This window comes from Aestuariivirga sp., from assembly GCF_046093005.1.
In the GTDB taxonomy this organism is placed as follows: domain Bacteria; phylum Pseudomonadota; class Alphaproteobacteria; order Rhizobiales; family Aestuariivirgaceae; genus Aestuariivirga.
Genome location: NZ_JBJTER010000100.1, coordinates 1 through 24794, shown reverse-complemented (window position 1 = coordinate 24794; position 24794 = coordinate 1). Strand labels below are relative to the sequence as shown.

The following is a 24794-nucleotide window of genomic DNA, read 5'->3' as shown; positions in this document are numbered from 1 at the left end:
CTCTCGTCATGGCCGGGCTTGACCCGGCCAACGTCAGGGGTGCCGGCGGCAAGAGGATTCCACCGTCCAGACCTGGCATGACGAGAAGAGGGGTGCTGTTGCGAAAGAGGACGCCACGGTCGAGACGTGGCGTGACGTGTTTGTGGTGGTTTCTCCGTCTCGTCATGGCCGGGCTTGGCGCGGCCATCGTCAGAGGTGCCGGCGGCAAAGAGGATGCCACGGTCAAGCCGTGGCAGGACGCGTGTGTGGAGGTTTCTCCCTCTCGTCATGGCCGGGCTTGACCCGGCCATCGTCACGGGTGCCGGCGGCAAGAGGATGCCACGGTCAAGCCGTGGCATGACGAGAAGAGGCGGGTGCCGCCGAAGAGGACGCCACGGTCGAGACGTGGCGTGACGCGTTTGTGGTGGTTTCCCCCTCTCGTCTTGGCGGGGTTTGCCCCGCCCATCGTCAGGGGTGCCGCCGAAGAGGATGCCACGGTCAAGCCGTGGCGTGACGAGAAGCGGGGGCTGCCGTCGAAGAGGATGCCACGGTCAAGCCGTGGCATGACGAGAGGGAGGGCTGCTGTTGCCGAAGAGGACGCCATGGTCGAGCCGTGGCGTGACGAGAAGAGGGGTCTGCCGCCGAAAAGGGCGCCACGGTCGAGCCGTGGCGTGACGAGATGAGGGGGGTCTGCCGCCGAAGAGGGCGCCATGGTCGAGACGTGGCGTGACGAGAAGGGGGCATGAGCATCCGCGCAGTGGTAGGCTCGCGCGGGCCGGGAGAGGGCAGCAGGGTGGCGATTTTTCAGATGATCTCGTCCTCGTCGGCCAGGGCGGCGGCCTGGTCCGGGTGCTGGCGGATCGTTGCCAGCGGCAGGGCGCGGGCGATGTGGAACACCGCGTCGCCGCGGTTGAGGATCGGCAGGTTGGTGCGGCCGACGATGATGCCGTCTTCCTCGGCCACCAGCGGCACCGAACTCGCGCCCAGCGGGTCGGCCACCACGCCCACCACCTCGCGTTTTCCCACCCGGTCACCGATGCGGCGCATGGTGTGCAGGATGCCGCTTTCGGGCGCCCGGACCCACAGGCTCGAATCCGAGAACACCGGCTCAGCGCCGGGCCGTTGCGGCTGCGGCTCGATCATGCCGAGATGCGCCATGACGCGCAGCGTGCCTTTCACCGCGGCGTCGATCGCCGCTTCGTCGAAGCGCAGCGCCTCGCCGCCCTCGTAGAGCAAGACCTTGACGCCCGCTTGCCCCGCCGAAAGCCTGAGCGATTTCTCGCGCAATCTCGAGACCAGGATCACCGGCGGCGCGAAGGCCTGCGCCATCTGAAAAAGCTCAGGCTCGCCGGCCGCCAGCCTGATCTGCGGCAGGTTGCTGCGATGCAGCGCCGCGGTGTGAAAATCGATGCCGTATTGGCTTTTCAGCACCACTTCGCGGAAGAAAATGTCAGCCACCAGGCTGGCCAGCGAACCGCGGTCCGAGCCCGGAAAGCAGCGGTTGAGGTCGCGCCGGTCCGGCATGTAGCGGGTGTGGTTGAGAAAGCCGAAGCTGTTGACGATGGGCACCGCCAGCAGCGTGCCCCTGAGCGTCAGCAGTGCCGGATGGTTGAGGATGCGGCGGATGATCTCCACGCCCTGGATTTCATCGCCGTGGATGGCGCCTGAGAGAAAGATGGCCGGACCCGCTGCCTCGCCATGGACCACGTGAACCGGCAGCGTCACATGGCTGTGGTTGGAGAGCGTGCTGACCGGCAGGTCCACGGTGGCGCGCTGGCCGGGCTCGATGGCGGCGGCGCCGAGCCTGAAGGGGCTCATCCCTTGCCCCGCGTCCGGGTGTGGCCGGGCCTGGCATGGCGCTCGACGAAGCGGATGATGGCCTCGGCGACGTCGACGCCGGTCGCCGTCTCGATGCCTTCGAGACCGGGCGAGGAATTGACCTCCATCACGACCGGGCCATGATCGGAGCGCAGCATGTCAACGCCGGCCACGTTGAGGCCCATGGAGCGGGCGGCCTTCAGTGCTGTGGATTTCTCAAGCGGCGTCAGCTCCACGGCGCGCGCCTGGCCGCCGCGGTGCAGATTGGCGCGGAAATCGCCTTTCTCGCCCTGCCGCTCGATGGCGGCGACGAGCGAGCGGCCAACCACGAAGGCGCGGATATCGCGGCCTTCCGCCTCCTTGATGAATTCCTGCACCAGAATGGCTACATCGGCGCCGTGAAAGGCCTCGATCACCGACTTCGCGGACTTATGCGTTTCGCTGAGCACCACGCCGATGCCCTGGGTGCCTTCCAGCAGCTTGATCACCACCGGCGCGCCGCCGACGATGGCGAGAAGATCGTCGGTGCGCTTCGAATCCTGCGCGAAGGCGGTGACCGGCAGGCCGATGCCATCTCGCGCCAAAAGCTGCAGCGAGCGCAGCTTGTCACGCGAGCGGCCGATGGCCACCGATTCATTCACCGGATAGACGCCCATCATCTCGAACTGGCGCAGCACCGCCATGCCATAGAAGGTGTGCTTGGCGCCGATGCGCGGGATCACCGCGTCAAAGCCCTCGAGCTTCTCGCCCAGATAGCGCAGCTCCGGCTTTTTGGAGGTGATGTTCATGTAGCATTTGAGATAGTCCACCGGCACGATCTGGTGGCCGCGCTTTTCGGCCGTGGCGATGAGGCGCTGGTGGGAATAGAGCTTCGGATTGCGGGTGAGGAGCGCGATTTTCATGATGGTTTGCGCTTGCGCGCCGAGAGGATGTTGGTTTTCGACGGGTTGACGAGAAAGCCATGGCCGATGCTGGCGCGGCCCAGCAGCATGGGAACGCCCATGTCGGTGCGGTCGGTGAGCGTCACCTCGATATGCAGAAGATGACGGCCGATCTTCACCTGGGTTTCGACCACGGCGCGGGTTTCGGCGTGGCCGCTCGAGCTTTTCACGCGGCGCAGGCCCTTGAGCGGCAGGCGGCAGTGATGGTTGCGCCCCTTGATGGGCAGGATGAAGCTGACATCACGGTCCTCCTGGCGGATCGCCGTGGCGTGCAGCGCGGCCGAGCGCGCGCCGGTGTCGATCTTTGCGGGAAAAGGCCCGACGCCGAGGGCGGGCAGGCTCACCCGCTCGCGCCAGCCGATCACCATGGGCGGCTTATCCTTGCTGGCTTTGGCGCGGACCGGAAGCATCGTTTCAGCATATCCCGGTTATTGGTTTCACTGAACCATCATCTTCCAGCGTGCGTCACCCCAGCGTTCGCTGGCATGACGGATGGGAAAAGCAAGACGCTTCGAACGACACAAGATCATTGTAAACGTTGGGTGGCGGTCAGTCGAGCTTGATCGTTTCCGAGATCTCGATGCCGAAGCCGGCGAGCCCGACATAGTTGCGGTTGGAATTGGACACGAGCCGGATCTTGCTGACGTTGAGATCGCGCAGGATCTGCGCGCCGAGGCCCACGTCGCGCCAGCTCTTCTGGCGTTGCGCGGCACTTCCGGCCTTGTCCGCCGCGAGCTGGCCCGCCGGCACGCCCGCCGCGCCTTCCTGCAGATAGACGAGAATGCCCGCCCCCTCGCGTTTGAACACGTCGAACACCTTGGCGAGCGTGGTGCGCGGCCCGAACACGTCTTCCAGCACATTCTCGCGGTGCAGCCGCACCGGCACGGGGCGGCCCGAGGACACGTCGCCGAACACCAGGGCGAGCTGCTCCACCGCGTCAAACGGCGTCACATAGGAATAGCCCTTGGCGGCGCCGATGGCGGTTTCGACGTCGAAGCGTGCTGTCTGCTCGACCAGCCGCTCGCGGCGCTGGCGGTAGGCGATGAGGTCAGCCACCGAGATGATCCTGAAGCCATGCTCGCGCGCGAAGGCCAAGACCTGCGGCCCGCGCTTCACCGAGCCGTCGTCGTTGACCAGTTCGCAGATGACGCCGGCCGGCGGCAGGCCCGCGAGCTTGACGAGATCGACAGCGGCCTCGGTGTGGCCCGAGCGCATCAGCACGCCGCCCGACTTGGCAACCAGCGGAAAGATATGGCCGGGCCTCACGAAATCATCGGCCGCAACATTGCGGTTGGCCAGCGCATGGCAGGTGGCGGCGCGCTCACGGGCGGAGATGCCGGTGGTGAGGCCTTCCTTGTAGTCGATCGACACGGTGAAGGCGGTGCCCATCGGCGCGTCATTGAGCGCCACCATCGGATCGAGCTTCAGGCGCCTGGCGTCCTCGGCGGTGATCGGCGTGCAGACGATGCCGGAGGTGTGGCGCACCATGAAGGCCATCTGCTCCGGCGTGATCTTGGCGGCGGCGGCGATCAGGTCGCCCTCGTTCTCGCGGTCGTCGTCATCGACCACCACCACCATCTGGCCTTCGGCAATGGCCCTGATCGCATCATCGACGGTATCGAGGCTTGCTTCGTTTCTCATCGTCGGGTCTCCAAAATCCGAGGGCGCCACCTTGTGGCCGGTGGCGGCGGCGATCCGGTTGGCGAGCTCAAGCGAGGGCCGCGCGCCGCCCGCCAGCTGCGAGACCCGCCCCTGGGTGATGCCTAGGCGGCGGGCAAGCTCGGACTGCGAGACCCCGCTATTAGAAAGCCAGTCGGAAAGCTTCATCGGAGGCCTATTAGCATTGCTAATAAGGCTTGTAAACTATGCGCCCCAGGTCCGCTCCACAACGCGCAACCAATTGGAACAACATAGCTTTTCGATCAGCTCCTGGCCATAGCCATGGCTCTCCATGGCGGCCGTGAGGCGCGGCAGGCCGGTGACATCGCCGATCTGGGAGGGAATGCGGGCGCCGTCGAAATCGGAGCCGAGGCCGACGTGGTCCTCGCCGGCGAGCCCGATCAGGTGGTCGAGGTGCCGCAGCATGGTTTCAAGCCCGTTCTCGCTCTGCCAGCGGCCATCGGCGCGCAGGAAACCGTTGGCGAAGTTGAGCCCGATCATGCCGCCCGACTGGCCGATGATGCGGATCTGTTCGTCCAGCAGGTTGCGCGAGGTGCGGCTCAGCGCATGGGCATTGGAATGGGTGGCGACCAGCGGCGCGGTGCTGTGGCGGGCCACGTCCCAGAAGCCCTTCTCGTTCAGATGCGACACATCGATCAGGATCTTCAGCTGGTTGCAGCGCCGCACCAGCGCCTTGCCGGCCTCGGTGAGGCCAGGACCGGTATCGGGCGAGGACGGAAAGCGGAACGGGACGCCGTGGCCGAAGTGATTGTCGCGGCTCCACACGATGCCGAGCGAGCGAAGCCCCGCCTGGTGGAGCAGATCGAGCGCCTGGAGTTCGGGATCGATGGCCTCGGCCCCCTCGATGTGAAAGATGGCGGCAACGGCATCCTGCGCCATGGCGGCGCGGATGTCGGCGGTGCTGCGGCATACCCGGAAGCGGCCGTCGGAAGCTTCCGCGATGCGGAACAGAATCGAGGCCATGCCGGTGACGGCGGCCATGGCGGCGGCCTGGCTGACCTTGTGCGCGGGCGGCGGGTTGATGTCCTCGTCGTCGTCGTCATCCTCCGGGCTCGGCGTGAAGATGGCGAAGAAGCCGCCCGCAAAACCGCCCTTCAGCATGCGCGGCAGGTCGAGATGGCCCTGGCCGTCGCCGTTCAGGAAGGCGGCCACGGGATCGCCCACCTTTCTGTTCCACAGGCGCAGCAGCACGTCATTGTGGCCGTCGAATACCGGAACCAAGGCGTTTGTCTCTCCAAGCGAAAACGGCCGGGCGAGGCCCGGCCGCTTCAGGATCAGGTTAGCACAGGCTCACACCTTGGCGAACATCTGCTCGACATAGTCCCAGTTGACGAGATTGTCGACGAAGGCCTCGAGATATTTCGGGCGCAGGTTGCGGTAGTCGATGTAGTAGCTGTGCTCCCACACGTCGCAGCCGAGGATGGGCGAGGCGCCGTGCATCAGCGGGTTCTCGCCGTTGGGCGTCTTCATGATGACCAGCTTGCCGTCCTTGCTGGCGATCCAGCACCAGCCGGAGCCGAACTGGGTGACGCCGGCCTGGATGAAATCGGTGCGCATCTTGTCATAGCCGCCGAGGTCGGCGTCGATCGCCGCCTGCAGCTTGCCCGGCAGCTTCTTGCCGCCGCCATTGGGCTTCATCCAGTTCCAGAAATGCACGTGGTTGTAATGCTGGCCGACATTGTTGATGAGTGGCGCATTCTTCTCGGCATAGGCGGCCTTGCAGATCTCTTCCACGGACCTGGAGGCCAGCGGGCTGTCCTTCAGCGCGTTGTTGCCGTTGGTCACATAGGCCATGTGATGCTTGTCGTGATGAAATTCCAGCGTCTCCCTGGACATGTAGGGCGCCAGCGCGTCATAGGCATAGGGCAGGGCAGGCAGTTCAAGAGCCATCGTCATTCCTCCTTGAAATCGGCTGACCTATCTAGTCGCTCGCGGCCCCGCGCGCAAGCAAGCGCCTCAGGCGGTGACGCCGCGCAGGCGCTCCGAGCGGCGGCGGAGCATTTCCAAAGTGATCAGCAGTGCTGTCGAGATCAGCACCAGCACGGTGGCGGCGGCGGTGATGGTGGGCGAGATCATCTCGCGGATGCCGGAGAACATCTGGAGCGGCAGGGTGCGGTCCTCGGGGCTGGCCAGGAACAGCACCACCACGACCTCGTCAAACGAGGTCACGAAGGCAAACAGCGCGCCCGAGATCATGCCCGGCAGAATGAGCGGCATCACCACCTTGAAGAACACCGTGTGCGGAGCAGCGCCGCAGGAGGCTCCGGCCCGCATCAGCGTCTTGTCAAAGCTGGCGAGTGTTGCGGTAACGGTGATCACCACGAAGGGTGTCGCCAGCGCGGTGTGTGCCAGGATGATGCCGAGCCGGGTGGCCGCCAGGTTCCATTGCGCATAGAAGCTGAACATGCCGACGGCCGAGATGATCACCGGCACGATCATCGGCGAAATCAGGATCGCCATCATCGTCGATTTCAGCGGGAAATTGGCCCGCGCCAGGCCGAGCGCGGCCAGCGTGCCCAGCGTGGTGGCGAGCACCGTGGTGGCCAGCGCCACGAGGAAGCTCATCTTCACTGCCCCGCTCCAGCGCGGATTGAAGAAGAAATCCTCGTACCATTTGAGCGAATAGCCGGGCATCGGATAGGTGAAGAAGCTTTCCGAATTGAACGACAATGGCATGACCGCCAGGATGGGCGAGATCAGGAACAGCAGCACCAGGCCCACGAAAATGCGCAGCGCGTAATAGGCTACCGTTTCGCCGCGGGTGTAATAGGAGGGAACCGCCATGGCTCAGCCCAGCTTCATGCGGTCGATGCCGACCAGCTTGTTGTAGACATAGTACAGGATCAGCGTGGCGATCAGCAGGATCACGCCCAGCGCGGAGGCCTTGCCCCAGTTATTCTCGGAGTTGATGGCGCGTTCGATGAAGCCCGAGATCATCTGGTCGGTCGGGCCGCCGACCAGCGCCGGCGTGATGTAATAGCCGAGGCACAGGATGAAGGTGAGCAGGCAGCCCGCCGCCACGCCGGGCAGCGTCTGCGGCATGTAGACCCTGACGAAGGAATAGAACGGCGTGCCGCCGAGCGACTTGGCGGCGCGCATGTAGGTGGGCGAGATGGTCTTCATCACCGAATAGATCGGCAGCAGGGTGAACGGCAGCTGGATATGGGTCATCGCCACGATGGTGGCGAAGCGCGTCTTGAACAGCTGTGGCTCGCCGTCGATCGCGCCCAGCATGTTCAGGACAAAGGTGATGCCGGTCAAATTCAGCAATTGGGTGAACACGCCGCCATCCTGCATCAGGATCATCCACGCGGTGGTGCGCACCAGAAGCGATGTCCAGAACGGCAGCAGCACGAAGATCATCAGGATCGAGGCGGTCTTCTGCGGCGAGGTCGCCAGCATATAGGCCACCGGATAGCCGAGGATGAGCGTCAGCAGCGTCACAATCAGCGAGATGCCAAGGGTGCGGAGCAGGATGTCCTGATAGATGGCGCGGTCGGCGGGCACGCGCTCAACCGACCCGTCCGCGCCCTGGCGCAGGTCGAGCATCGAGAGGATGTAAAAAGGCGTGAAATTGGAAGATGAGCGCTTGATGGTGGCCCAGGTCTCGGTCTCGCCCCAGATCTTGTCGATGCCGATGACCGCGTCCTTGTAGGGGCCTTCGGTGAGCGCGCCCACCTTGCGGGCCGTGGCGATCACCTTGGAGCGGATGCCGGAGAGCTCATAGTTCAGGCGCTTGCCGACGAGCGCGGCCTGCTTGTTCTTCTGCGCCTCCTGCATGTCGGCGACGAAGGCGGCGAACACCTCCTCCGATGGCAGGTCTTTGCCGTCCCAGCCGCCGAGCGACTGCACCGTGCGCGGCATGTTTTCGGCCACGTCGGGGTCATGCACCGCATTCCACAGCATCTTGCCGATGGGCGCAACGAAGGTCAGCACGATGAACAGAAACAGAGGCAACACCAGCAGGATTGCCCTCAGTTTCTGGCTCCGCTCAGCCCTGGCCAGCGCCACCTTCAGCGGCGTGCCATCCGCGGCGCGCATCACGCGGTCACTGGGAACTGCTTGAGCCGTGGCCATTGATGATCAGGTCCCCGCTGCGTCTTCGCGGTGAAACGAAAACGGGGAGGGAGCAAGTCCCTCCCCGCGCAACAGTTGCTTACTGGGCGAGCCAGGCGTTGAAGCGCTCGCGCAGCTCGTCGCCCTTGTCGCCCCAGAACTGCGGGTCCGGATAGAACACCGTCCTGAGGTTGTCGGGCGCCGACGGCAGGTCCGGCAGGATGGCCGGGTCGATTTTCGGCGCGGCGTCCTTGTTGGCGGGGCCATAGGAGATCCACTTGGTCTGGTCGGCCATGCGCTGCGGGTCAGACGCGAAGGTGATGAAGCGGTAGGCTTCCTCGATCTTCGGCGTGCCCTTCGGGATCGCCCACCAGTCCCAGTCCGGAGCCTGACGGTCCCAGATGATCTTGAACGGCTTGTTGTCGGTCTTGATGGCGTTGTAGAAGCGGCCGTTCCACGAGGTGGCGAACACCACCTGGCCGTCAGCCAGCAGCTGCGGGCCCTGGGCGCCGGCTTCCCACCAGATCACGTCCTTCTTGATGGTGTCGAGCTTCTTGAAGGCGCGGTCCACGCCTTCCGGCGTGCCGAGGACCTTGTAGACTTCCTCCGGCGCAACACCGTCAGCCATCAGCGCCCACTCGAGGTTCACGAAGGGGCTCTTCTGCAGGGCGCGCTTGCCCGGATATTTGGTGGTGTCGAACAGCGCCTCGAACAGGCTGGCCGGAGCCTCGGTCTTGGTGGTGTCATAAGCCGCCACCGTCGAGTAAAGGATGTTCGGCACGGCGCAGTCGGTCACGTCGCCGCCGATGAACTTCGAGCGGTCGAGTCCGAGCTTGGCCCAGTCGATGGTCTCGAAGGTGCCTTCGGCGCAGCCGGCCAGCGCCGTCTGGGTGTCGACGTCGACGACGTCCCAGGTCACGGCATTGGCTTCCACCATGGCGCGGATCTTGGCGATTTCGCCGTTGTACTCGGCCTCGGTGATCTTGTTGCCGGCGTCAATGAACGGCTTGAAGAAAGCGTTGCGCTGGCTTTCCTGGTAGGCGCCGCCCCAGGATGTGATGGTGAGTTCGTCGGCCGCCTGCGCCTTGACGGCATAAAGCGCCGTGCCGGCCAGCAGGGCGGCTCCGAACAATGTAGCGAATTTCTTCATACGAAAGCGTCCTCCAGAATGCCGGCTTGGCCGGCGCGTTACCGTTAAGGGAGGATCACAGCTTCACCCTGTGCGACCAGTCGCACATTGCGTAAGCTTCGAATTCCTCCCCGTATTTCCACGCTTTAGGTGGTCCTCGCGCAGGTCTCGGAATGGCTCTGAGACCGCCGGTTGGCCCGCTTTTTTTATAAGCGCTACAAAATATACTAGCGGCTTTTTATGCCCCGTCACGAGAGTTTTTTTGCTGGGTTCGGGGAATCTGGGTCATGCCCGTCAGGCCTCCCAGGCGGCTACCGGCGCCTGTGACAGCCGTCCGCCCAGCCGGATCGGCGCGATCATCACGGCGAGCCCGGTGTAGTCATCGGTCTCAACCGCCACCCCGCACAGAGTGGCAGCGCCTTCCGCCGGCCGCATGCGCTCGACGGGGAGCTTGTTGAGGAAGCGCTGCAGGGGTTCCGCCTTGTCCATGCCAATCACCGAGTTGTAGTCGCCGCACATGCCGGCGTCGGTGAGATAGGCGGTGCCGCCCGGCAGGATCTGATGATCGGCGGTGGGCACATGGGTGTGGGTGCCGACGACGAGGCTCGCCCGGCCATCGCAGAAATGTCCGAAGGCCATTTTCTCGGAACTCGCCTCGGCGTGAAAATCGATCAGGACGGCATCGCAGGCGCGCCCCAGCGGACAGGCGTCCAGTTCGCGCGCCACGGCAGGGAACGGATCGTCCAGCATCGGCTCGATCATCACCCGGCCCATTGCCTGCATCACCAGCACGCGCTGGCCTGCCGCCGTCTCGATCAGTGCGGCGCCACGGCCGGGGCAGCCCCTGGGCCAGTTCACCGGCCGCAGCAGGTTGGGATAGCGCTCGATGAACACCAGCGCCTCGCGCTGGTCAAAGGCGTGGTTGCCGAGTGTGACCACATCGGCGCCAGCGGCGAGGAAACTCAAGAAAATCTCCTCGGTGATGCCAAAGCCATGGGCGGCATTCTCGCCGTTCACCACCACGAGGTCTGGCCGGTAGCGCTGCTTGAGCACCGGCAGGTCGCGCGCCACGGCGTCACGCCCGCTACGCCCCACCACATCGCCGAGAAAGATCAGCCGCACGCGAAGGTCTCCCGCTCGGTCATCACATGGTCGAGCGGCGCGTCATGATCGCCGCGCGGCACCTCGCTCACCTCCTGCGCGGCATAGGCGACGCCGATCGCCGTCACTTTCCCGAAGGAGCGCAGCTTCTCCAGCGTGCGGTCATAGAAGCCGCCGCCATAGCCCAGCCGGAAGCCCAGGCGGTCAAAGGCCAGCATCGGCACCAACAGAACGTCCGGCAGAACTTCCGGGGCGCTTTCAGGCGGAATGGGAATGTCCCACATGCCAGGCACCAGCGGCTCGCCCGGCGTCCAGGCGCGGAACAACAGCGGCTGATCGGCGCCGATGACCACCGGAAGGCAGGTGCGCCAGCCTTCGCGGCTAAGCCGCGTCAGCAATGGCACGGTGTCGATCTCGCTCTTGTAGGGAATGAAGCCGGAGACGGTTCCGGCCGCGCCGGTTCCCGGCGGAAGCCCCCGCGCGGCCAGCGCCGGCCCTGCGGCCTCTTTCAGTTCAGCATGCGCTGCGGCACGGCGTTTCGCTGCGGCCTGGCGCGCCTCGCGCTTCACGTCGGCGATGTTCATGGAATCCCTTGGGCTCAGTCAGCGAACGTGGCGAGCCACCATGGGCCGTGAGCGACTGACGATCCCGGGTCCCTACAGTTGTAGGTGGGAGCCATGTGGGCAAGGCCACGGCCAAGCCCAGGGACAGCCCCCATTCAGAATCGCATAGGCCCCAGGGAAAATATGTCGTCTCACGCGCCGGGCAGCCCGCCATTCACCTAATTAGGTGCGATGCTGCTCAATGTCTACCGCCGCGTCCGGGTTCTCTGCCGTTTCGGAGAGCGTGGCGATGGCGCCGAACAGGCGGCCTTGTGGCGCATGCCGCTTGAGACCCATCAGCTTGGGCGCGCTGGCGGTTGACGCGCGCAGACCCTCGGGCTTGCCGTGAAGCGGCTTCATTGACGTTACTCCCACGCTGAACTCACTCGCTGCCCGAGCTTGGCCACGGCCCGCTTAAAACCCGGTTAAGCGGCTTGTGGCGCGGCGGCGGCCCTGTCTATAAGGCGGGCGCGTTTCGCGATCCCAGAGGGTTTCATGGCCGGCCATTCACAGTTCAAGAACATCATGCACCGCAAGGGCAAGCAGGATGCGGTGCGCTCCAAGATCTTCTCAAAGCTGGCGCGTGAAATAACCGTGGCGGCCAAGGCGGGCCTGCCCGACCCCGAGGCCAACGCCCGCCTGCGGCTGGCGATCCAGAATGCCCGCGCCGAAAACATGCCGAAGGACAATATCGAACGCGCCATCAAGAAGGCGGCGGGCGGCGATGCCGAGAATTATGACGCGGTCCGCTATGAGGGCTATGGCCCGGGCGGTGTCGCCGTGATCGTCGAGGCGCTCACCGACAACCGCAACCGCACGGCCTCCAATGTGCGCTCGCTGTTCACCAAATTCGGCGGCAACATGGGCGAGACCGGTTCAGTCGCCTTCATGTTCGCGAGGGTGGGCGAGATCGTCTATCCCGCCGCCAAGGCCTCGGGCGACGCCATGCTGGAAGCGGCGATCGATGCCGGCGCCGATGATGTGGTGTCCGACACGGGCGGCCACACCGTTACCTGCGCCTTCGAGTCGCTGGGCGAAGTCTCGGCGGCCTTGGCCAAGGCCTTCGGCGAGGCTACGTCGGTGAAGCCGGTGTGGAAGCCCCAGACGCTGACGCCGGTCGACCAGGAAAAGGCCGAAAGCCTGTTGAAGCTGGTTGACGCCCTCGACGAGGACGACGACGTGCAGGTGGTGTTCTCCAACGCCGACATTCCGGAAGACGTGATGGCCAGGCTCGGCGGCGCGTGATGTGTTAGACTGTACCGATGGTAAGAATCATCGGCATCGATCCGGGCCTGCGCAACACCGGCTGGGGCGTCATCGCGGTGGATGGAGTCAAACTGTCTTACGTGGCCGATGGCGCGCTGCACTCGGATGCCGACCGGCCGCTGGCCGCACGCCTGTTGCAGCTCCATGCCCAGCTGATGGAGGTGATCCGCGACTTTGCCCCCGACGAGGCGGCGGTGGAGGAGACCTTCGTCAACACCGATGCCCGCGCCACCCTGAAGCTGGGCCAGGCGCGCGGCGCGCTGATGCTGGCCCCCGCCATGCTCAACCTGCCGGTTTCCGAATATGCGCCCAACACGGTGAAAAAGGCGGTGGTGGGGGCGGGCCACGCCGAAAAGGACCAGGTCAAGCACATGGTGAAGCTGTTGCTGCCCAAGGCCCGGCTGCGCACCGCGGATTCAACCGATGCGCTGGCGGTGGCCATCTGCCATGCGCATTACCGCGGCGCCCAGCGGCTGGCCGCCGTGCTGGCGCGTTCTTGACTTGTTCTCTCCCGGCCTATAGCAAGACTGCCGGAAGGGCGCGCTGATGATCGCAAAACTGAAAGGCCGGATCGACGCCACGGGTGCCGACTGGCTGGTGATCGACGTCAATGGGGTGGGCTATCATGTGTCCTGCTCCGCCAGGACGCTGGCGGCGCTGCCTGGACCGGGCGAATTCGCCGAACTGCACACCGAAATGCTGGTCTCGCAGGACATGATCCGGCTGGTGGGCTTCGCCAGCCCGGCCGAGCGCGAATGGTTCCGGCTGCTGCAGTCCGTGCAGGGGGTGGGCACCAAGGTGGCGCTGGCGGTGCTCTCGGCGCTGCCGGTGGCCGAGATCGGCAATGCCATCGCGCTCCAGGACAAGGCGATGATCGGCCGCGCCAATGGCGTGGGCAAGAAGCTGGCCGAGCGCATCGTGCTGGAACTGAAAGACAAGGTCCCGGCCTTCGCGCCGCCGGGCGAGCCGGTGGCGAAGCTCGCCGCCGCCCTCGACGTGGCCCGCCCCTCCGCGGCGGCGGACGCGGTGTCGGCGCTCGTCAACCTGGGCTATGGCCAGGCGCAGGCGGGCATGGCGGTGGCCGCCGCGATGCGCAAGGGCGGCGATGATCAGCCCACGGAGAAACTGATCCGCCTGGCGCTGAAGGAGCTGAGCCAGCCATGACCAGCCCGGTGCGCGAAAAAGACAAGACGCCGGACGACGCCATTGACACGCATCTGCGGCCGCAGCGCCTGGAGGAGTTCATCGGCCAGTCCAAGGCCAAGCAGAATCTCCGCATCTTCATCGAGGCGGCGCGGGCGCGCGGCGAGGCGCTGGACCATGTGCTGTTCGCGGGCCCGCCGGGCTTGGGCAAGACGACGCTCGCCCAGATCATGTCGCGCGAGCTTGGCGTCAATTTCAAGGCGACCTCGGGGCCGATCATCGCCAAGGCCGGCGATCTCGCAGCGCTTCTCACCAATCTCGAGGAGCGCGACGTGCTGTTCATCGATGAGATCCACCGCCTCAATCCGGCGGTGGAGGAAGTGCTCTACCCGGCCATGGAGGATTTCCAGCTCGATCTCATCATCGGCGAGGGCCCGGCGGCGCGCTCGGTGAAGATCGACCTCGCCAAATTCACGCTGGTCGGCGCCACCACCCGCACCGGCCTGTTGACGACGCCGCTGCGCGACCGCTTCGGCATTCCGGTGCGGCTCGATTTCTACAATGAGGAGGAGCTCCTCGAAATCGTCAAGCGCGGCGCCCGCGTCATGCAGATGGGCATCGCCGAGGAAGGGGCGCGCGAAATCGCCAGGCGGGCGCGCGGCACGCCGCGCATCGCCGGACGGCTGTTGCGCCGGGTGCGCGATTTTGCCGCCGTGGCCCGCGCCGCGGTGATCGACGCGGCCCTCGCCGACCGCGCGCTCTCGGCGCTCGATGTCGACGCCAAGGGCCTCGATGCGCTCGACCACCGTTATCTCTCCTGCATCGCCGTCAATTTCGCGGGCGGGCCGGTGGGCATCGACACCATCGCCGCCTCGCTCTCCGAAGCGCGCGACGCGCTGGAAGACATCGTCGAGCCTTATCTCCTGCAGCTGGGCTTTCTCAACCGCACGCCGCGCGGGCGGCTTCTGACCCCGCATGCCTTCCGGCATTTGGGCCTCGCCGTGCCGCAGCGCCCGGAGATTTCGCAGGGTGTGCTGCCGCTGGACGAGGCCGGTGCCTGAGGCCTGGCCCGGCGTTTCGGGCGCTTTCCGGGACGGCGCGCATGTGCTGCCGGTGCGGGTCTATTACGAGGATACCGACGCCGGCGGCGTGGTCTACCACGCCCGCTACGTGGCGTTCTGCGAGCGCGGCCGCTCGGATTGCCTGAGGCTGCTGGGCATCAGCCATGCGGCGATGGACGACCACGCCTTCGTGGTGCGCCGCCTCGTCTGCGACTTTCTGAAACCCGCGCGGCTCGACGATCTGCTGGAGGTCGAGACCCGTTTCGCCGAACTGGCCGGGGCCCGGCTCGATCTCGATCAGCGGGTGCTGCGCGATGGCGTGTTGCTGTTCCACGCCGCCGTGACCGTGGCGCTGGTCGACCGTCAGGGGCGGCCGAAACGGCTGCCACGGGAGATGACGGCGCGGTTCCACGCCTCCATGGAAACAGGCCGCGTAACAAAGCCTTAACCATGATTGCCTCATGTGGCGTCACCGGCTCTCCGTGCGTGGCGGGCCGGGCGGCGGGAAACCGGCCCAAAAGGCCTGATTCGCCGCAGTTTCGACAGATTTGGCATGTTTCACGCCCGTAATCTCAGACCATGAGCAAGTGCGGGATGGCGGCGGAGGGTCCGGCGGCGGCGGGCCGCGCGGCCGAGGGAAGGGCAGGATGGCGTTTTTTGCGGTGGCGGCGGTTCCGGGGGGCGAAATCTCGCTCTGGCATCTCGTCGTGCAGGCGAGCTGGGTCGTCAAGCTGGTCATGCTGGGGCTCGCCGCGGCTTCAGTGTGGAGCTGGGCCATCATCATCGAGAAATTCTTCGCCATGCGGCGCATGAACGCCGCCAATAACCGCTTCGAGCAGGTGTTCTGGTCCGGTCAGTCGCTCGAGGACCTGTTCGTCACCATGGGCAACCGCAACAACATCGGGCTTGCCGCGATCTTCATGGCGGCGATGCGCGAATGGAAGCGCAGCCAGGATGCCGCCATGCGGGCGGGCTTTCAGGGCGTGCAGAAGCGCATCGAGAAGGTGATGGACGTGCAGATCCAGAAGGAGATGCATGACGTGGAGTCGCGGCTGCTGTTTCTCGCCACCACCGGATCAGCCGCGCCCTTCATCGGCCTGTTCGGCACGGTGTGGGGCATCATGGCGTCGTTCCAGGCCATCGCCAATTCGCAGAACACCAGCCTCAACGTGGTGGCGCCCGGCATCGCGGAAGCCCTGTTCGCGACCGCAATCGGCCTCATCGCCGCCATACCGGCGACCATTTTCTATAACATGTATGTAGCCGACGCCGGAAAGATCGGCGCCAGGCTCGAGAACTTCGCCGATGAATTCTCGGCGATCATCTCGCGCCAGCTTGACGAGCGGATATAGGGCATGGGCGCGTCCTCGGGAGGAATGAGCGGCGGTTATCAGCGGCGCAACGCCAGAAGGCGGGCGTCGAAGGGCGTGATGAGCGAGATCAACGTAACCCCGCTCGTCGACGTGATGCTGGTGCTGCTGATCGTGTTCATGGTGGCCGCGCCGCTGATGACGGTGGGCGTTCCCATCGACCTCCCCAAGACCGAGGCGAAGCCGCTCAACAGCCAGGTGGAGCCGCTGAGCGTGTCGATCAAGCCCGACGGCGCGATCTTCCTCATGGAACAGCAGATGACCATGGAGGAGCTGTCCCCGAAATTGAAGGCGCTCTACGCGCTCGACCCCGAAAAGGAAATCCGGGTGCGCGGCGATCTCGCCGCCAGCTATGGCCCGATCGCCCAGGTGCTGGGCGCCATCAACGCCGCCGGCTTCAAGAAGATCGGGCTTGAGACGCTGCCGGGCGGCGCGCCGCCCGCTGGCAGCGACGGGCAAGCCGCGCCATGAAGCGCGGCCTCTCGGCATCCCTCCTGATGCACGCGGCGATTCTCGCCGGGGCGCTGGTGGTGCTGCCGAACGCGCGCCATGAGGCCGAGCCGGTCGAGGCCATCACCGTCGACATTTCCAATATCTCCGACAGCAACAAGCTCACCGCGACCGCCAAGGACGCGCCGGAGGCCATCGAGAAACCGGCGCCCAAGAAAGCCGAAATCATCAAGAAGACCGATGAGACGCTGAAGGTGGCCGAGAAGGAAGTGCTCTCCGCCAAGGAAGCCAAGGCGCCGCCGCCGCCCGAGCCCGAGACCAGGCCCGCAGAAGCCAAGAAGGACGAGCCGCCGCCGCCTGATGCCGACGCGCTTGCGAGCCTCGTCAAGAAGGTCGAGGAGCCGAAGCAGGAAGAAAAGCCGAAGCCCGCGAAGAAGCCCGAGAAAAAGCCGGAGAAGAAGCCGCCGAAGCTTGACACCGCGAAGCTTGAGGAGCTGCTTAATTCCGACGCGCTGCTGAACAAGGAGAACGAGGAGAAGTCGACCAACGCTTCGGAGGCCGCCACCGACGGCCAGCCGGCCAAGGGCCAGCGCGACCTGCAGGGCAAGGACGAGGGCCTCTCCGCCACGGCGATCGCCGCCTTCGTGCAGCGCATCCGCGAGTGCTGGGTGATCCCGCCCGGCGCGCGCGAGGCCAACATCACGGTGAAAGTCCGTATACAGATGAAAGAGGACGGGTCCATCTCCGGCGAACCGCTGGTGATGAACGGGCCCGGCGATTTCCTGTTCGACACCACGGCGCGCTCCGCGGTGGCGGGCATTCTCGCATGCCAGAACTACGATTTCCTGCCCAAGGACAAATACGGCGTCTGGAAGGACATCGTCCTGAACTTCAACCCGAACATGTTCGCCGACGCGACGCCAACCCAGTGACCGGCGAATGAGACAGGGCCAGCAAATGATTTCCCTATTCCTCGCAAGCTGCCGCGGGCGGCTGGCGGCCGGCCTCGTCCTGACGATGCTCGCCGTCCTTGCCGCCGGCCCCGCCGCAATGGCGCAGACCGAGATTGACATCACCGGCGGCCGCATCGATCCGCTGCCGATCGCCATCGCGCCGTTCCTGGCGGGCGGCGGCGCCGAGGAGGCGGCCGCCACCATCTCGGGCGTGGTGACCAACGATCTCGGGCGTTCGGGCTATTTCGCGCCCATCGATCCGCAGACCTTCATCGAGCGGATCGCCAGCTTCGAGCAGATGCCGGACTTCGCCAGCTGGCGGCAGGTGAAGGCCAAGGCGCTGGTCAGCGGCCAGGCCGTCATCGAGGGCGATAAGCTGCGCGTCGAATTCCGGCTTTGGGACGTGAACACCACCCAGCAGCTGGCGGCGCAGCAGTTCACCACCTCGCCGAAGAACGCAAGGCGCATCGGCCACATGATCGCCGACATCGTCTACAAGGCGATGACCGGCATCGACGGCTATTTCGACACGCGGATCGTGTTCGTGGCGGAGCAGGGCCCCAAGGACAAGCGCGTCAAGACGCTGGTCATCATGGATCAGGACGGCTTCAACATCCGGCCGCTCAGCGATGGCAAGGACCTGGTGCTCACGCCCCGCTTTTCGCCTTCGGCCAATGAGATCACCTACATGTCGTTCGGCAGCGGCGAGCCCAGGGTCTATCTCATGAACATCGACACCCGCCAGCGCGAGATCGTGGGCGAGTTTCCCAACATGAGTTTCGCGCCGCGCTTCTCGCCCGATGGCCAGCGCGTGATCATGAGCCTGCAGGAGGGCGGCAACGCCAATATCTTCGAGCTCGATCTGCGCTCGCGCAGCCTGCGCCAGCTCACCAACGTCGCCGCCATCAATACCGCACCCAGCTATTCACCTGACGGCAGCATGATCGCCTTCGAGTCCGACCGCGGCGGCACACAGCAGATTTATGTGATGAACGCCGACGGCTCGAACCAGAACCGCATCAGCTTCGGCCAGGGCCGCTATTCCACCCCCGTCTGGTCGCCCGATGGAAACTACATCGCCTTCACGAAACAGAGCGGCGGCAAGTTCGCGATCGGCGTCATGAAGCCGGACGGCTCCGGCGAGCGCATTCTGACCGAGGGCTTCCATAACGAAGGCCCAACCTGGGCGCCCAACAGCCGCGTGCTCATGTTCTTCCGTGACACGCAGGGCGAAAGCGGCGGGCCGCAGCTGTGGTCGGTCGATATCTCCGGTTACAACGAGCAGCGGGTGCCGATCGAGGGCTTCGGGTCCGATCCGGCGTGGTCACCGAAACTGAATTGAACGGCGGGATTGATTGAGCAAAGAGGAGATGGGACGCATGGACAAGAACAGACGCAGGGTTTTCACGGCGGCGGCGGGGCTCGCGAGCCTTCTGGCGCTTACCGCCTGCTCGAAGAAGAGCACCGACCGTCAGGCCGGCACCGGGCCGGGCGCGGCGGCCATGCCGGGATCCGAGCAGGCTTTCACCGTGAATGTGGGTGACCGCGTGTTCTTCGCCGAGGACAAGTCGACGCTCTCGCCGGAAGCCCAGGAAACGCTCCGCCGCCAGGCGCAGTGGCTGCAGAAATACCCGGCGGTGACCGTGCAGGTCGAAGGCCATGCGGACGAACGCGGCACGCGCGAATACAACATCGCGCTGTCGGCCAGGCGCGCCACCGCCACACGCGATTTCCTGCTGGCGGAGGGGGTGGCGGCGAGCCGCGTGTCCTCGATCGCCTATGGCAAGGAGCGCCCGGCGGCGCTGTGCGACGCCGAACAGTGCTGGTCGCAGAACCGCCGCGCCGTGACCGTCATCACCGGCGGCGCCAAGACGGCGTAAACGGCGGGTCAGGGAAAATTAACCCTGTTGCATCAGAGTGCGGCTTGTGCAAGTCCCCGCAACGGGACTTTCAAGGTGTTCAGGACGGGCGGCCCGGAGGGGCCCGGCAGAGGAGTGGGTAGATGATTTCTCGTTTGGCGAGCCTCAAGTTCGTTGCGGTGCTGGGATGCTTCCTGGCGCTGGCCGCGTGCTCGAAGAAGAACACCCCTGACCTCAGCGCAGGCACCGGCCCGGGCGCGGCGGCCGTTCCCGGCTCCGAACAGGACTTCACCGTCAACGTCGGCGACCGGGTATTCTTCTCCGAGGACCAGTCGACGCTTACGCCCGAGGCCCAGGAGACGCTGCGCCGCCAGGCCGCCTGGCTCAACAAATACGCCAAGGTCACCGTGCAGGTCGAAGGCCACGCCGACGAGCGCGGCACGCGGGAATACAACATCGCGCTGTCGGCGCGGCGCGCCACGGCGGCGCGCGACTTCCTGATCGCCCAGGGTGTGGCGGCAAGCCGCATCTCGTCCATCGCCTATGGCAAGGAGCGCCCGGTGGCGCTGTGCGACGCCGAACAGTGCTGGTCGCAGAACCGCCGCGCGGTGACGGTGATCACCGGCGGGGCGCGCTGAGCGCCGCGCCAGCCTCAATTTCACCGCGATTCCGGTCCAGTCGAAGCTGGTTATCGGAAAGACCAGGATGCTTGCGGGCGTGTGGTGCGGATCATGCTGAAACTTGTCAAAACCTCCTTCGTGGCGCTCTGGCTCGCCGCCGGCAGCGTGACCGGTCCGGCCATGGCGCAGAATGCCACCGAGATGGCCGTCCGCCTGCAGATGCTGGAAGAGCAGGTCCGCCAGCTTACCGGCCAGGTGCAGGAGCTGTCGTTCCAGCTTAACCAGCTGCGCGGCCAGCAACCGCGCCAGAGCGGCGCGGCCCAGCCCACGCAGCCTGGCCAGCCGCGGCAGCTGGCCGCCGCCTCGGCGGGCGGCATGCTGCCGCCCGGCGAGGGCATCGAGACCATCGAGCAGCAGCCCTTGGCGCCTGCCCAGCCCGGCGAAGCGGATGTGGCGGGCGCGGCGCCCGGACCAACGGTGCTCGGCGAACTCGGCACCAGCGCCGCCCAGCCCGCCGATGGCGGCTTCCAGGGCAAGGTTCTGGTTCCGCCCTCGCACCAGGAGGCGGGCGAAGAGTTGGTGACGCCGCCGCCGGCCGCCGCCTCCGCTGACCTTTTTTCCGATGGCGAGGCCGTCGAGACGGTTTCGCTCGATCCGGCCGCGCCGGGCGAAACGCCGGAATCGCTTTATGAGCGCTCCAACGAGAGCCTGCTGCGCCGCCAGTATGGCGAGGCGGAAGCCGGCTTCACCACCTTCCTGCAGAAATACCCCGAGCACAGCCTGGCAGGCAGCGCCCAGTATTGGCTGGGCGAAACCTTCTATGTGCAGGGCGATTTCAAGAGCGCCGCGGCGCATTTCCTGCGCGGCTACAAGACCTACCCGAAAAGCCGCCGCGCGCCGGACAGCCTGTTGAAGCTCGGCATCTCGCTGAACCGGCTGGGCCAGGGCGATCAGGCCTGCGCGGCACTGGCCGCGGTCAATACCGAATATCCGAAGGCGGTTGACGCCCGGAAACGGGCCCAGGCCGAATCCAAGCGTGCCGGCTGCGGCTCCTGAGGCCACTGATTTCTCCGTCCTGAAGGGCGTGGCCCATGCCGCGCTCGCGGTGTCGGGCGGCTCGGACTCGCTGGCGCTGATGCGGCTTGCCGGTGATTGGGCGGCGCGCCACCACCCTGTTCTCATGCTTTCAGTGCTGACGGTCGATCACCGGCTGCGCCGTGAGTCCACGGCGGAAGCGCGTCAGGTAGGCCGCTGGGCGGCGGCCTTCGGGCTTTCCCATCACATTCTGGCATGGGCGGACGAGCCGAAGCCTGGAACCGGCCTCCAGGCAGCGGCGCGGGCCGCCCGCTATGGCCTGATGGCGGCGTGGTGCCGGGCCAATGGCGCGGATTTGCTGCTCACCGGCCATAGTCTGGACGATCAGGCGGAAACCGTGGCCATGCGCCTTGCCCGCACCAGCAGCCCTGACAGCCTCTCAGGGATCAGACCGCTGGGCGACTGGCAGGGCCTGCCGATTGGGCGGCCGTTGCTTGACCTGCGGCGCCAGGCGCTCCGCTGCTATCTCGAGGGCATCGGCCAGCCATGGATCGACGATCCCAGCAACGAGGACACCCGCTTCGAGCGGGTGCGGGTGCGCCGGGCGCTCGCCGCCGCCGAACAGGCCGGAACCGCGCCGGACTGGCTCGCCGGCCTCGCCGCCGCCAATGCGGTGGAAGCGGCCGGCATGGCGCAAGACGCCGAGGCCTGGCTCGGCCGCTGGCTCGAGGAGCATCCGGCGGGCTTCTGCGTGGTTCCGGCCGCCGCCTTCCGTGAACTTCCTGAAAATTTGCAGCAGCGCGTGCTGGGGCGGATCACGTCGCATTACGGCGGCGAAGGGCCGCGCCCGGAGCCGGAGGAATTGCGGAGGCTGGCGCGCTGGGCCTGTGGCGGGGACGGGGCTTCGCGCCGCACCCTCGGGGGTGCGGTTTTCGGGCGGCGGAAACCCGGTTTTTGGGTCACCCGCGAGCCGGGCCGCATCACGGTTTCGCCCGGGATTGTGCCGGAAACCGGCAAGCTGTTGTGGGACAAGCGCTTTTTGATCGAAGCCGCGCCGGGTTCGGCGATCCTGCCATCCCGGGCGCGGCGGCCGGATTTGGGAACAGGGGTTCCGGTCTTTGCCCGGGAGGCCTACCCCTCGGTCGAGGCGCGGGCGGCCACGCAAGTTCCGCCGCGCGTAACCTTCTGTTCGCTGGTCCGGCGCTAGCCAGATGTTTCCCGCCACTGTGTTCTTGGAAAAGGCCCGGCGGCGTCCTATGTTAAGTGACAAACGATGATCAGGCACGCCTGCCCGGCTTCACGCCGGATGGTGAGATTCGAGGCTAAAAGTGAACCAGTTCCGAAACTTCGCCGTCTGGATTGTCATCGCGCTTCTGTTGTTCGCGCTGTTCAGCCTGTTTCAGGGCCAGGTCGGGCGGCCGGCCAGTTCCGAAATCAGCTATTCCGATTTCCTCGACAAGGCCAATTCCGGCGCCATCCAGTCCATCGTCATCACCGGCGACAGCATCACCGGCAAGCTGGCTGATGGAAACAGCGTCCAGACCACCGGTCCCCTCATGTATTTCGAGGATCAGCTGAAGGAGCTGCGCGACAAGAACGTGCAGATCACCTTCCGCGCCGCGCAGAGCGAGTCCATGCTCACCAACGCGCTGGTCTACTGGCTGCCCATGCTGCTGCTGATCGGCGTGTGGATTTTCTTCATCCGCCAGATGCAGGCCGGCTCCGGCAAGGCCATGGGCTTCGGCAAGTCAAAGGCAAAGCTTCTGACCGAGCGGCACGGCCGCGTCACCTTCGAGGATGTGGCGGGCGTCGAGGAAGCCAAGGATGATCTCGTGGAGATCGTCGACTTCCTGAAGGACCCGCAGAAGTTCCAGCGGCTGGGCGGCAAGATTCCGAAGGGTGCGCTGCTGGTGGGACCGCCCGGCACCGGCAAGACGCTGCTGGCCCGCGCCATCGCCGGCGAGGCCAATGTGCCGTTCTTCACCATTTCGGGTTCGGACTTCGTGGAAATGTTCGTGGGCGTCGGCGCCTCGCGGGTGCGCGACATGTTCGAGCAGGCCAAGAAGAACGCGCCCTGCATCATCTTCATCGACGAAATCGACGCCGTGGGCCGCCATCGCGGCGCCGGCCTCGGCGGCGGCAATGACGAGCGCGAGCAGACGCTGAACCAGCTGCTCGTCGAGATGGACGGTTTCGAGGCCAATGAGGGCGTGATCCTGATTGCCGCCACCAACCGCCCCGATGTGCTCGACCCCGCGCTGCTGCGGCCGGGCCGTTTCGACCGCCAGATCGTGGTGCCGAACCCCGATGTGCAGGGCCGCGAGAAGATCCTAAAGGTTCACATGCGCAATGTGCCGCTGGCGCCCGATGTTGACGCCAAGACGATCGCGCGGGGCACGCCCGGCTTTTCCGGCGCCGATCTCGCCAACCTGGTGAACGAAGCCGCATTGCTGGCGGCGCGGCGCAACAAGCGCATCGTCACCCAGTCCGAATTCGAGGAGGCCAAGGACAAGGTGATGATGGGCGCCGAGCGCCGCTCGATGGCCATGTCCGAGGATGAGAAGCGGCTCACCGCCTATCATGAGGCGGGCCATGCGCTGGTGGCGATGAACGTGCCCAAGGCGGACCCCGTGCACAAGGCCACCATCATCCCGCGCGGCCGCGCGCTGGGCATGGTGATGCAGCTGCCAGAGGGCGACCGGCTGTCGATGAGCTACACCCAGATGACGTCGCGGCTGGCGATCATGATGGGCGGCCGCATCGCCGAGGAACTGACCTTCGGCAAGGAGAACGTGACGTCGGGCGCCCAGTCCGACATCGAGCAGGCAACCAGGCTCGCCCGCGCCATGGTGACGCGCTGGGGCTATTCCGACCAGCTCGGCGCCGTGGCCTATGGCGAGAACCAGGAAGAGGTGTTCCTCGGCCACTCGGTGTCGCGCACCCAGAACATCTCCGAGCAGACCGCCCAGAAGATCGACGAGGAAGTGAAGCGCCTGGTGTCCGATGGGCTCTCCGAGGCGCGGCGCATCCTGACCGAGAAGAACCATGATCTGGAAACGCTGGCCAGGGGCCTTCTCGAATATGAGACGCTGAGCGGCGAGGAGATCAAGAATCTCCTCCACGGCACGCCGCCCAAGCGCGACGACGGCGACAGCGGCAAGAAGGCGGCGCGGCCATCGATTTCCGTTCCCAACGCGGGCCAGACGCGGCCTGACGGGGCGGGCGGCATGGAACCTCAGCCCCAGGCCTGATGACCAGGAGCTACTTCCGGCCGGCCGGCCTCGTCTACGGGCCAGACGCCGCGCAAGCCATCGAGCAAGGCCGCGGAGCATCGCTCGGCGGCCTTTCCGCAATCGCCCATACGCTGCGCGAGCGCATCGAGCGCCATGACGATGGCGCGGTCTCGCGCCGGTTCGAAACCGGGCCGCTGCCGCGCGCCATGGTTCTTCCCCCGTTCCTCGACGCTGGCCGGCCGCTGGTCATGGGCATCGTCAACGTAACACCCGACAGCTTCTCGGATGGCGGCCTCAGCTTCGATGCCGCGAGCGCCATCGCGCATGGCCAGCAGCTGATCAGGGAAGGCGCTGACATTCTCGATGTGGGCGGCGAGTCGACGAGGCCCGGCTCCGAAGGTGTGCCGGAAGACGAGGAGCTGCGCCGGGTCATTCCGGTGATCACGGCGCTTGCCGAAGCCGGGCACAGGGTATCCGTCGACACCCGCAAGGCACGGG

Annotated in this window: 27 protein-coding genes and 1 other RNA gene; 15 read left to right on the top strand and 13 right to left on the bottom strand. The window is 65.9% G+C overall.

What is annotated here, in order from left to right; translation table 11 throughout:
• Positions 1-783: 783 nt before the first annotated feature.
• From ACKOED_RS08965 to ACKOED_RS08905, 13 genes are all read right to left on the bottom strand, one after another.
• Positions 784-1797, bottom strand: a complete 1014-nt coding sequence (locus ACKOED_RS08965) for a succinylglutamate desuccinylase/aspartoacylase family protein (RefSeq protein WP_408916258.1) — start codon at positions 1795-1797, stop codon at positions 784-786.
• Positions 1794-2699, bottom strand: a complete 906-nt coding sequence (gene rimK, locus ACKOED_RS08960; RefSeq protein WP_408916257.1) for a 30S ribosomal protein S6--L-glutamate ligase — start codon at positions 2697-2699, stop codon at positions 1794-1796. The genes ACKOED_RS08965 and rimK overlap by 4 nt, the downstream gene beginning before the upstream one ends.
• Positions 2696-3148, bottom strand: a complete 453-nt coding sequence (locus ACKOED_RS08955) for an ATP-dependent zinc protease (protein WP_408916256.1) — start codon at positions 3146-3148, stop codon at positions 2696-2698. Before ACKOED_RS08955 ends, rimK begins: the two co-directional genes overlap by 4 nt.
• Before the next feature lie 139 nt (positions 3149-3287).
• Entirely contained in the window at positions 3288-4565 is a 1278-nt protein-coding gene (gene ribB / locus ACKOED_RS08950; protein ID WP_408916255.1) for a 3,4-dihydroxy-2-butanone-4-phosphate synthase, read from the bottom strand.
• A 36-nt stretch (positions 4566-4601) separates the two neighbouring features.
• The gene (locus tag ACKOED_RS08945; RefSeq protein WP_408916254.1) at positions 4602-5639 is read right to left on the bottom strand and encodes a dipeptidase; all 1038 of its coding nucleotides are present in this window, start codon (positions 5637-5639) and stop codon (positions 4602-4604) included.
• A 69-nt stretch (positions 5640-5708) separates the two neighbouring features.
• Positions 5709-6308, bottom strand: coding sequence for a superoxide dismutase (locus ACKOED_RS08940; RefSeq protein WP_408916253.1), 600 nt, complete (start codon positions 6306-6308; stop codon positions 5709-5711).
• 66 nt (positions 6309-6374) lie between these two features.
• A complete protein-coding gene (locus ACKOED_RS08935; RefSeq protein ID WP_408916252.1) occupies positions 6375-7202 on the bottom strand; it encodes an ABC transporter permease in 828 nt (275 codons plus the stop codon).
• Between the two features lie 3 nt (positions 7203-7205).
• Entirely contained in the window at positions 7206-8495 is a 1290-nt protein-coding gene (locus ACKOED_RS08930) for an ABC transporter permease (protein ID WP_408916251.1), read from the bottom strand.
• Positions 8496-8574: 79 nt separating this feature from the next.
• The gene (locus tag ACKOED_RS08925; RefSeq protein WP_408916250.1) at positions 8575-9624 is read right to left on the bottom strand and encodes an ABC transporter substrate-binding protein; all 1050 of its coding nucleotides are present in this window, start codon (positions 9622-9624) and stop codon (positions 8575-8577) included.
• 273 nt (positions 9625-9897) lie between these two features.
• On the bottom strand, positions 9898-10725 hold the full coding sequence (locus ACKOED_RS08920) for a TIGR00282 family metallophosphoesterase (protein ID WP_408916249.1): 828 nt from the start codon (positions 10723-10725) through the stop codon (positions 9898-9900).
• Positions 10716-11288: a 5-formyltetrahydrofolate cyclo-ligase gene (locus ACKOED_RS08915; protein ID WP_408916248.1), complete on the bottom strand. Its 573-nt coding sequence runs from the start codon at positions 11286-11288 to the stop codon at positions 10716-10718. Before ACKOED_RS08915 ends, ACKOED_RS08920 begins: the two co-directional genes overlap by 10 nt.
• A gap of 28 nt (positions 11289-11316) precedes the next feature.
• Positions 11317-11479, bottom strand: a non-coding RNA gene (gene ssrS, locus ACKOED_RS08910) — 6S RNA.
• 10 nt (positions 11480-11489) lie between these two features.
• A complete protein-coding gene (locus ACKOED_RS08905; protein ID WP_408916247.1) occupies positions 11490-11666 on the bottom strand; it encodes a hypothetical protein in 177 nt (58 codons plus the stop codon).
• 135 nt (positions 11667-11801) lie between these two features.
• On the opposite strand from ACKOED_RS08905, the gene ACKOED_RS08900 reads away from it, so the two are divergent.
• The 15 genes from ACKOED_RS08900 to ACKOED_RS08830 all read left to right on the top strand — a co-directional run.
• On the top strand, positions 11802-12551 hold the full coding sequence (locus ACKOED_RS08900) for a YebC/PmpR family DNA-binding transcriptional regulator (RefSeq protein WP_408916246.1): 750 nt from the start codon (positions 11802-11804) through the stop codon (positions 12549-12551).
• 17 nt (positions 12552-12568) lie between these two features.
• Entirely contained in the window at positions 12569-13072 is a 504-nt protein-coding gene (gene ruvC / locus ACKOED_RS08895; protein WP_408916245.1) for a crossover junction endodeoxyribonuclease RuvC, read from the top strand.
• Positions 13073-13118: 46 nt separating this feature from the next.
• Positions 13119-13736, top strand: a complete 618-nt coding sequence (gene ruvA / locus ACKOED_RS08890) for a Holliday junction branch migration protein RuvA (protein ID WP_408916244.1) — start codon at positions 13119-13121, stop codon at positions 13734-13736.
• Positions 13733-14776, top strand: coding sequence for a Holliday junction branch migration DNA helicase RuvB (gene ruvB, locus ACKOED_RS08885; RefSeq protein ID WP_408916243.1), 1044 nt, complete (start codon positions 13733-13735; stop codon positions 14774-14776). The genes ruvA and ruvB overlap by 4 nt, the downstream gene beginning before the upstream one ends.
• Positions 14769-15224 carry a tol-pal system-associated acyl-CoA thioesterase gene (gene ybgC, locus ACKOED_RS08880; RefSeq protein ID WP_408916242.1) on the top strand — a complete coding sequence of 152 codons (456 nt, stop codon included), beginning with the start codon at positions 14769-14771 and terminating at the stop codon, positions 15222-15224. Before ruvB ends, ybgC begins: the two co-directional genes overlap by 8 nt.
• A 199-nt stretch (positions 15225-15423) precedes the next feature.
• Complete coding sequence (tolQ, locus tag ACKOED_RS08875; RefSeq protein ID WP_408916241.1) at positions 15424-16128, top strand: protein TolQ; 705 nt, start codon at positions 15424-15426, stop codon at positions 16126-16128.
• A 3-nt stretch (positions 16129-16131) separates the two neighbouring features.
• Complete coding sequence (locus ACKOED_RS08870) at positions 16132-16617, top strand: ExbD/TolR family protein (protein WP_408916240.1); 486 nt, start codon at positions 16132-16134, stop codon at positions 16615-16617.
• Positions 16614-17528 (top strand): hypothetical protein, encoded by a 915-nt coding sequence (locus tag ACKOED_RS08865; RefSeq protein WP_408916239.1) that lies wholly within the window; start codon positions 16614-16616, stop codon positions 17526-17528. The genes ACKOED_RS08870 and ACKOED_RS08865 overlap by 4 nt, the downstream gene beginning before the upstream one ends.
• Before the next feature lie 25 nt (positions 17529-17553).
• Positions 17554-18891: a Tol-Pal system beta propeller repeat protein TolB gene (gene tolB / locus ACKOED_RS08860; protein ID WP_408916238.1), complete on the top strand. Its 1338-nt coding sequence runs from the start codon at positions 17554-17556 to the stop codon at positions 18889-18891.
• Positions 18892-18919: 28 nt separating this feature from the next.
• Entirely contained in the window at positions 18920-19429 is a 510-nt protein-coding gene (gene pal / locus ACKOED_RS08855; protein WP_408916236.1) for a peptidoglycan-associated lipoprotein Pal, read from the top strand.
• 122 nt (positions 19430-19551) lie between these two features.
• Positions 19552-20046, top strand: coding sequence for a peptidoglycan-associated lipoprotein Pal (gene pal, locus ACKOED_RS08850; protein ID WP_408916234.1), 495 nt, complete (start codon positions 19552-19554; stop codon positions 20044-20046).
• Between the two features lie 93 nt (positions 20047-20139).
• A complete protein-coding gene (gene ybgF / locus ACKOED_RS08845; protein ID WP_408916233.1) occupies positions 20140-21084 on the top strand; it encodes a tol-pal system protein YbgF in 945 nt (314 codons plus the stop codon).
• Positions 21065-22270 (top strand): tRNA lysidine(34) synthetase TilS, encoded by a 1206-nt coding sequence (gene tilS, locus ACKOED_RS08840; protein ID WP_408916232.1) that lies wholly within the window; start codon positions 21065-21067, stop codon positions 22268-22270. Before ybgF ends, tilS begins: the two co-directional genes overlap by 20 nt.
• Positions 22271-22391: 121 nt before the next feature.
• Entirely contained in the window at positions 22392-24314 is a 1923-nt protein-coding gene (ftsH, locus tag ACKOED_RS08835; protein ID WP_408916231.1) for an ATP-dependent zinc metalloprotease FtsH, read from the top strand.
• Positions 24314-24794, top strand: a 481-nt coding sequence (locus ACKOED_RS08830; RefSeq protein ID WP_408916230.1) for a dihydropteroate synthase, incomplete at its 3' end; no start/stop codon positions are given. The genes ftsH and ACKOED_RS08830, both read left to right, overlap by 1 nt.

Coding starts and splice junctions, on each gene's coding strand:
- ACKOED_RS08965 (WP_408916258.1), bottom strand. CDS start 1,797: ATGAGCCCCTTCAGGCTCGGCGCCGCCGCCATCGAGCCCGGCCAGCGC.
- rimK (WP_408916257.1), bottom strand. CDS start 2,699: ATGAAAATCGCGCTCCTCACCCGCAATCCGAAGCTCTATTCCCACCAG.
- ACKOED_RS08955 (WP_408916256.1), bottom strand. CDS start 3,148: ATGCTTCCGGTCCGCGCCAAAGCCAGCAAGGATAAGCCGCCCATGGTG.
- ribB (WP_408916255.1), bottom strand. CDS start 4,565: ATGAAGCTTTCCGACTGGCTTTCTAATAGCGGGGTCTCGCAGTCCGAG.
- ACKOED_RS08940 (WP_408916253.1), bottom strand. CDS start 6,308: ATGGCTCTTGAACTGCCTGCCCTGCCCTATGCCTATGACGCGCTGGCG.
- ACKOED_RS08935 (WP_408916252.1), bottom strand. CDS start 7,202: ATGGCGGTTCCCTCCTATTACACCCGCGGCGAAACGGTAGCCTATTAC.
- ACKOED_RS08930 (WP_408916251.1), bottom strand. CDS start 8,495: ATGGCCACGGCTCAAGCAGTTCCCAGTGACCGCGTGATGCGCGCCGCG.
- ACKOED_RS08925 (WP_408916250.1), bottom strand. CDS start 9,624: ATGAAGAAATTCGCTACATTGTTCGGAGCCGCCCTGCTGGCCGGCACG.
- ACKOED_RS08915 (WP_408916248.1), bottom strand. CDS start 11,288: ATGAACATCGCCGACGTGAAGCGCGAGGCGCGCCAGGCCGCAGCGAAA.
- ACKOED_RS08905 (WP_408916247.1), bottom strand. CDS start 11,666: ATGAAGCCGCTTCACGGCAAGCCCGAGGGTCTGCGCGCGTCAACCGCC.
- ACKOED_RS08900 (WP_408916246.1), top strand. CDS start 11,802: ATGGCCGGCCATTCACAGTTCAAGAACATCATGCACCGCAAGGGCAAG.
- ruvC (WP_408916245.1), top strand. CDS start 12,569: ATGGTAAGAATCATCGGCATCGATCCGGGCCTGCGCAACACCGGCTGG.
- ruvA (WP_408916244.1), top strand. CDS start 13,119: ATGATCGCAAAACTGAAAGGCCGGATCGACGCCACGGGTGCCGACTGG.
- ruvB (WP_408916243.1), top strand. CDS start 13,733: ATGACCAGCCCGGTGCGCGAAAAAGACAAGACGCCGGACGACGCCATT.
- tolQ (WP_408916241.1), top strand. CDS start 15,424: ATGGCGTTTTTTGCGGTGGCGGCGGTTCCGGGGGGCGAAATCTCGCTC.
- ACKOED_RS08870 (WP_408916240.1), top strand. CDS start 16,132: ATGGGCGCGTCCTCGGGAGGAATGAGCGGCGGTTATCAGCGGCGCAAC.
- ACKOED_RS08865 (WP_408916239.1), top strand. CDS start 16,614: ATGAAGCGCGGCCTCTCGGCATCCCTCCTGATGCACGCGGCGATTCTC.
- tolB (WP_408916238.1), top strand. CDS start 17,554: ATGATTTCCCTATTCCTCGCAAGCTGCCGCGGGCGGCTGGCGGCCGGC.
- pal (WP_408916236.1), top strand. CDS start 18,920: ATGGGACGCATGGACAAGAACAGACGCAGGGTTTTCACGGCGGCGGCG.
- pal (WP_408916234.1), top strand. CDS start 19,552: ATGATTTCTCGTTTGGCGAGCCTCAAGTTCGTTGCGGTGCTGGGATGC.
- ybgF (WP_408916233.1), top strand. CDS start 20,140: ATGCTGAAACTTGTCAAAACCTCCTTCGTGGCGCTCTGGCTCGCCGCC.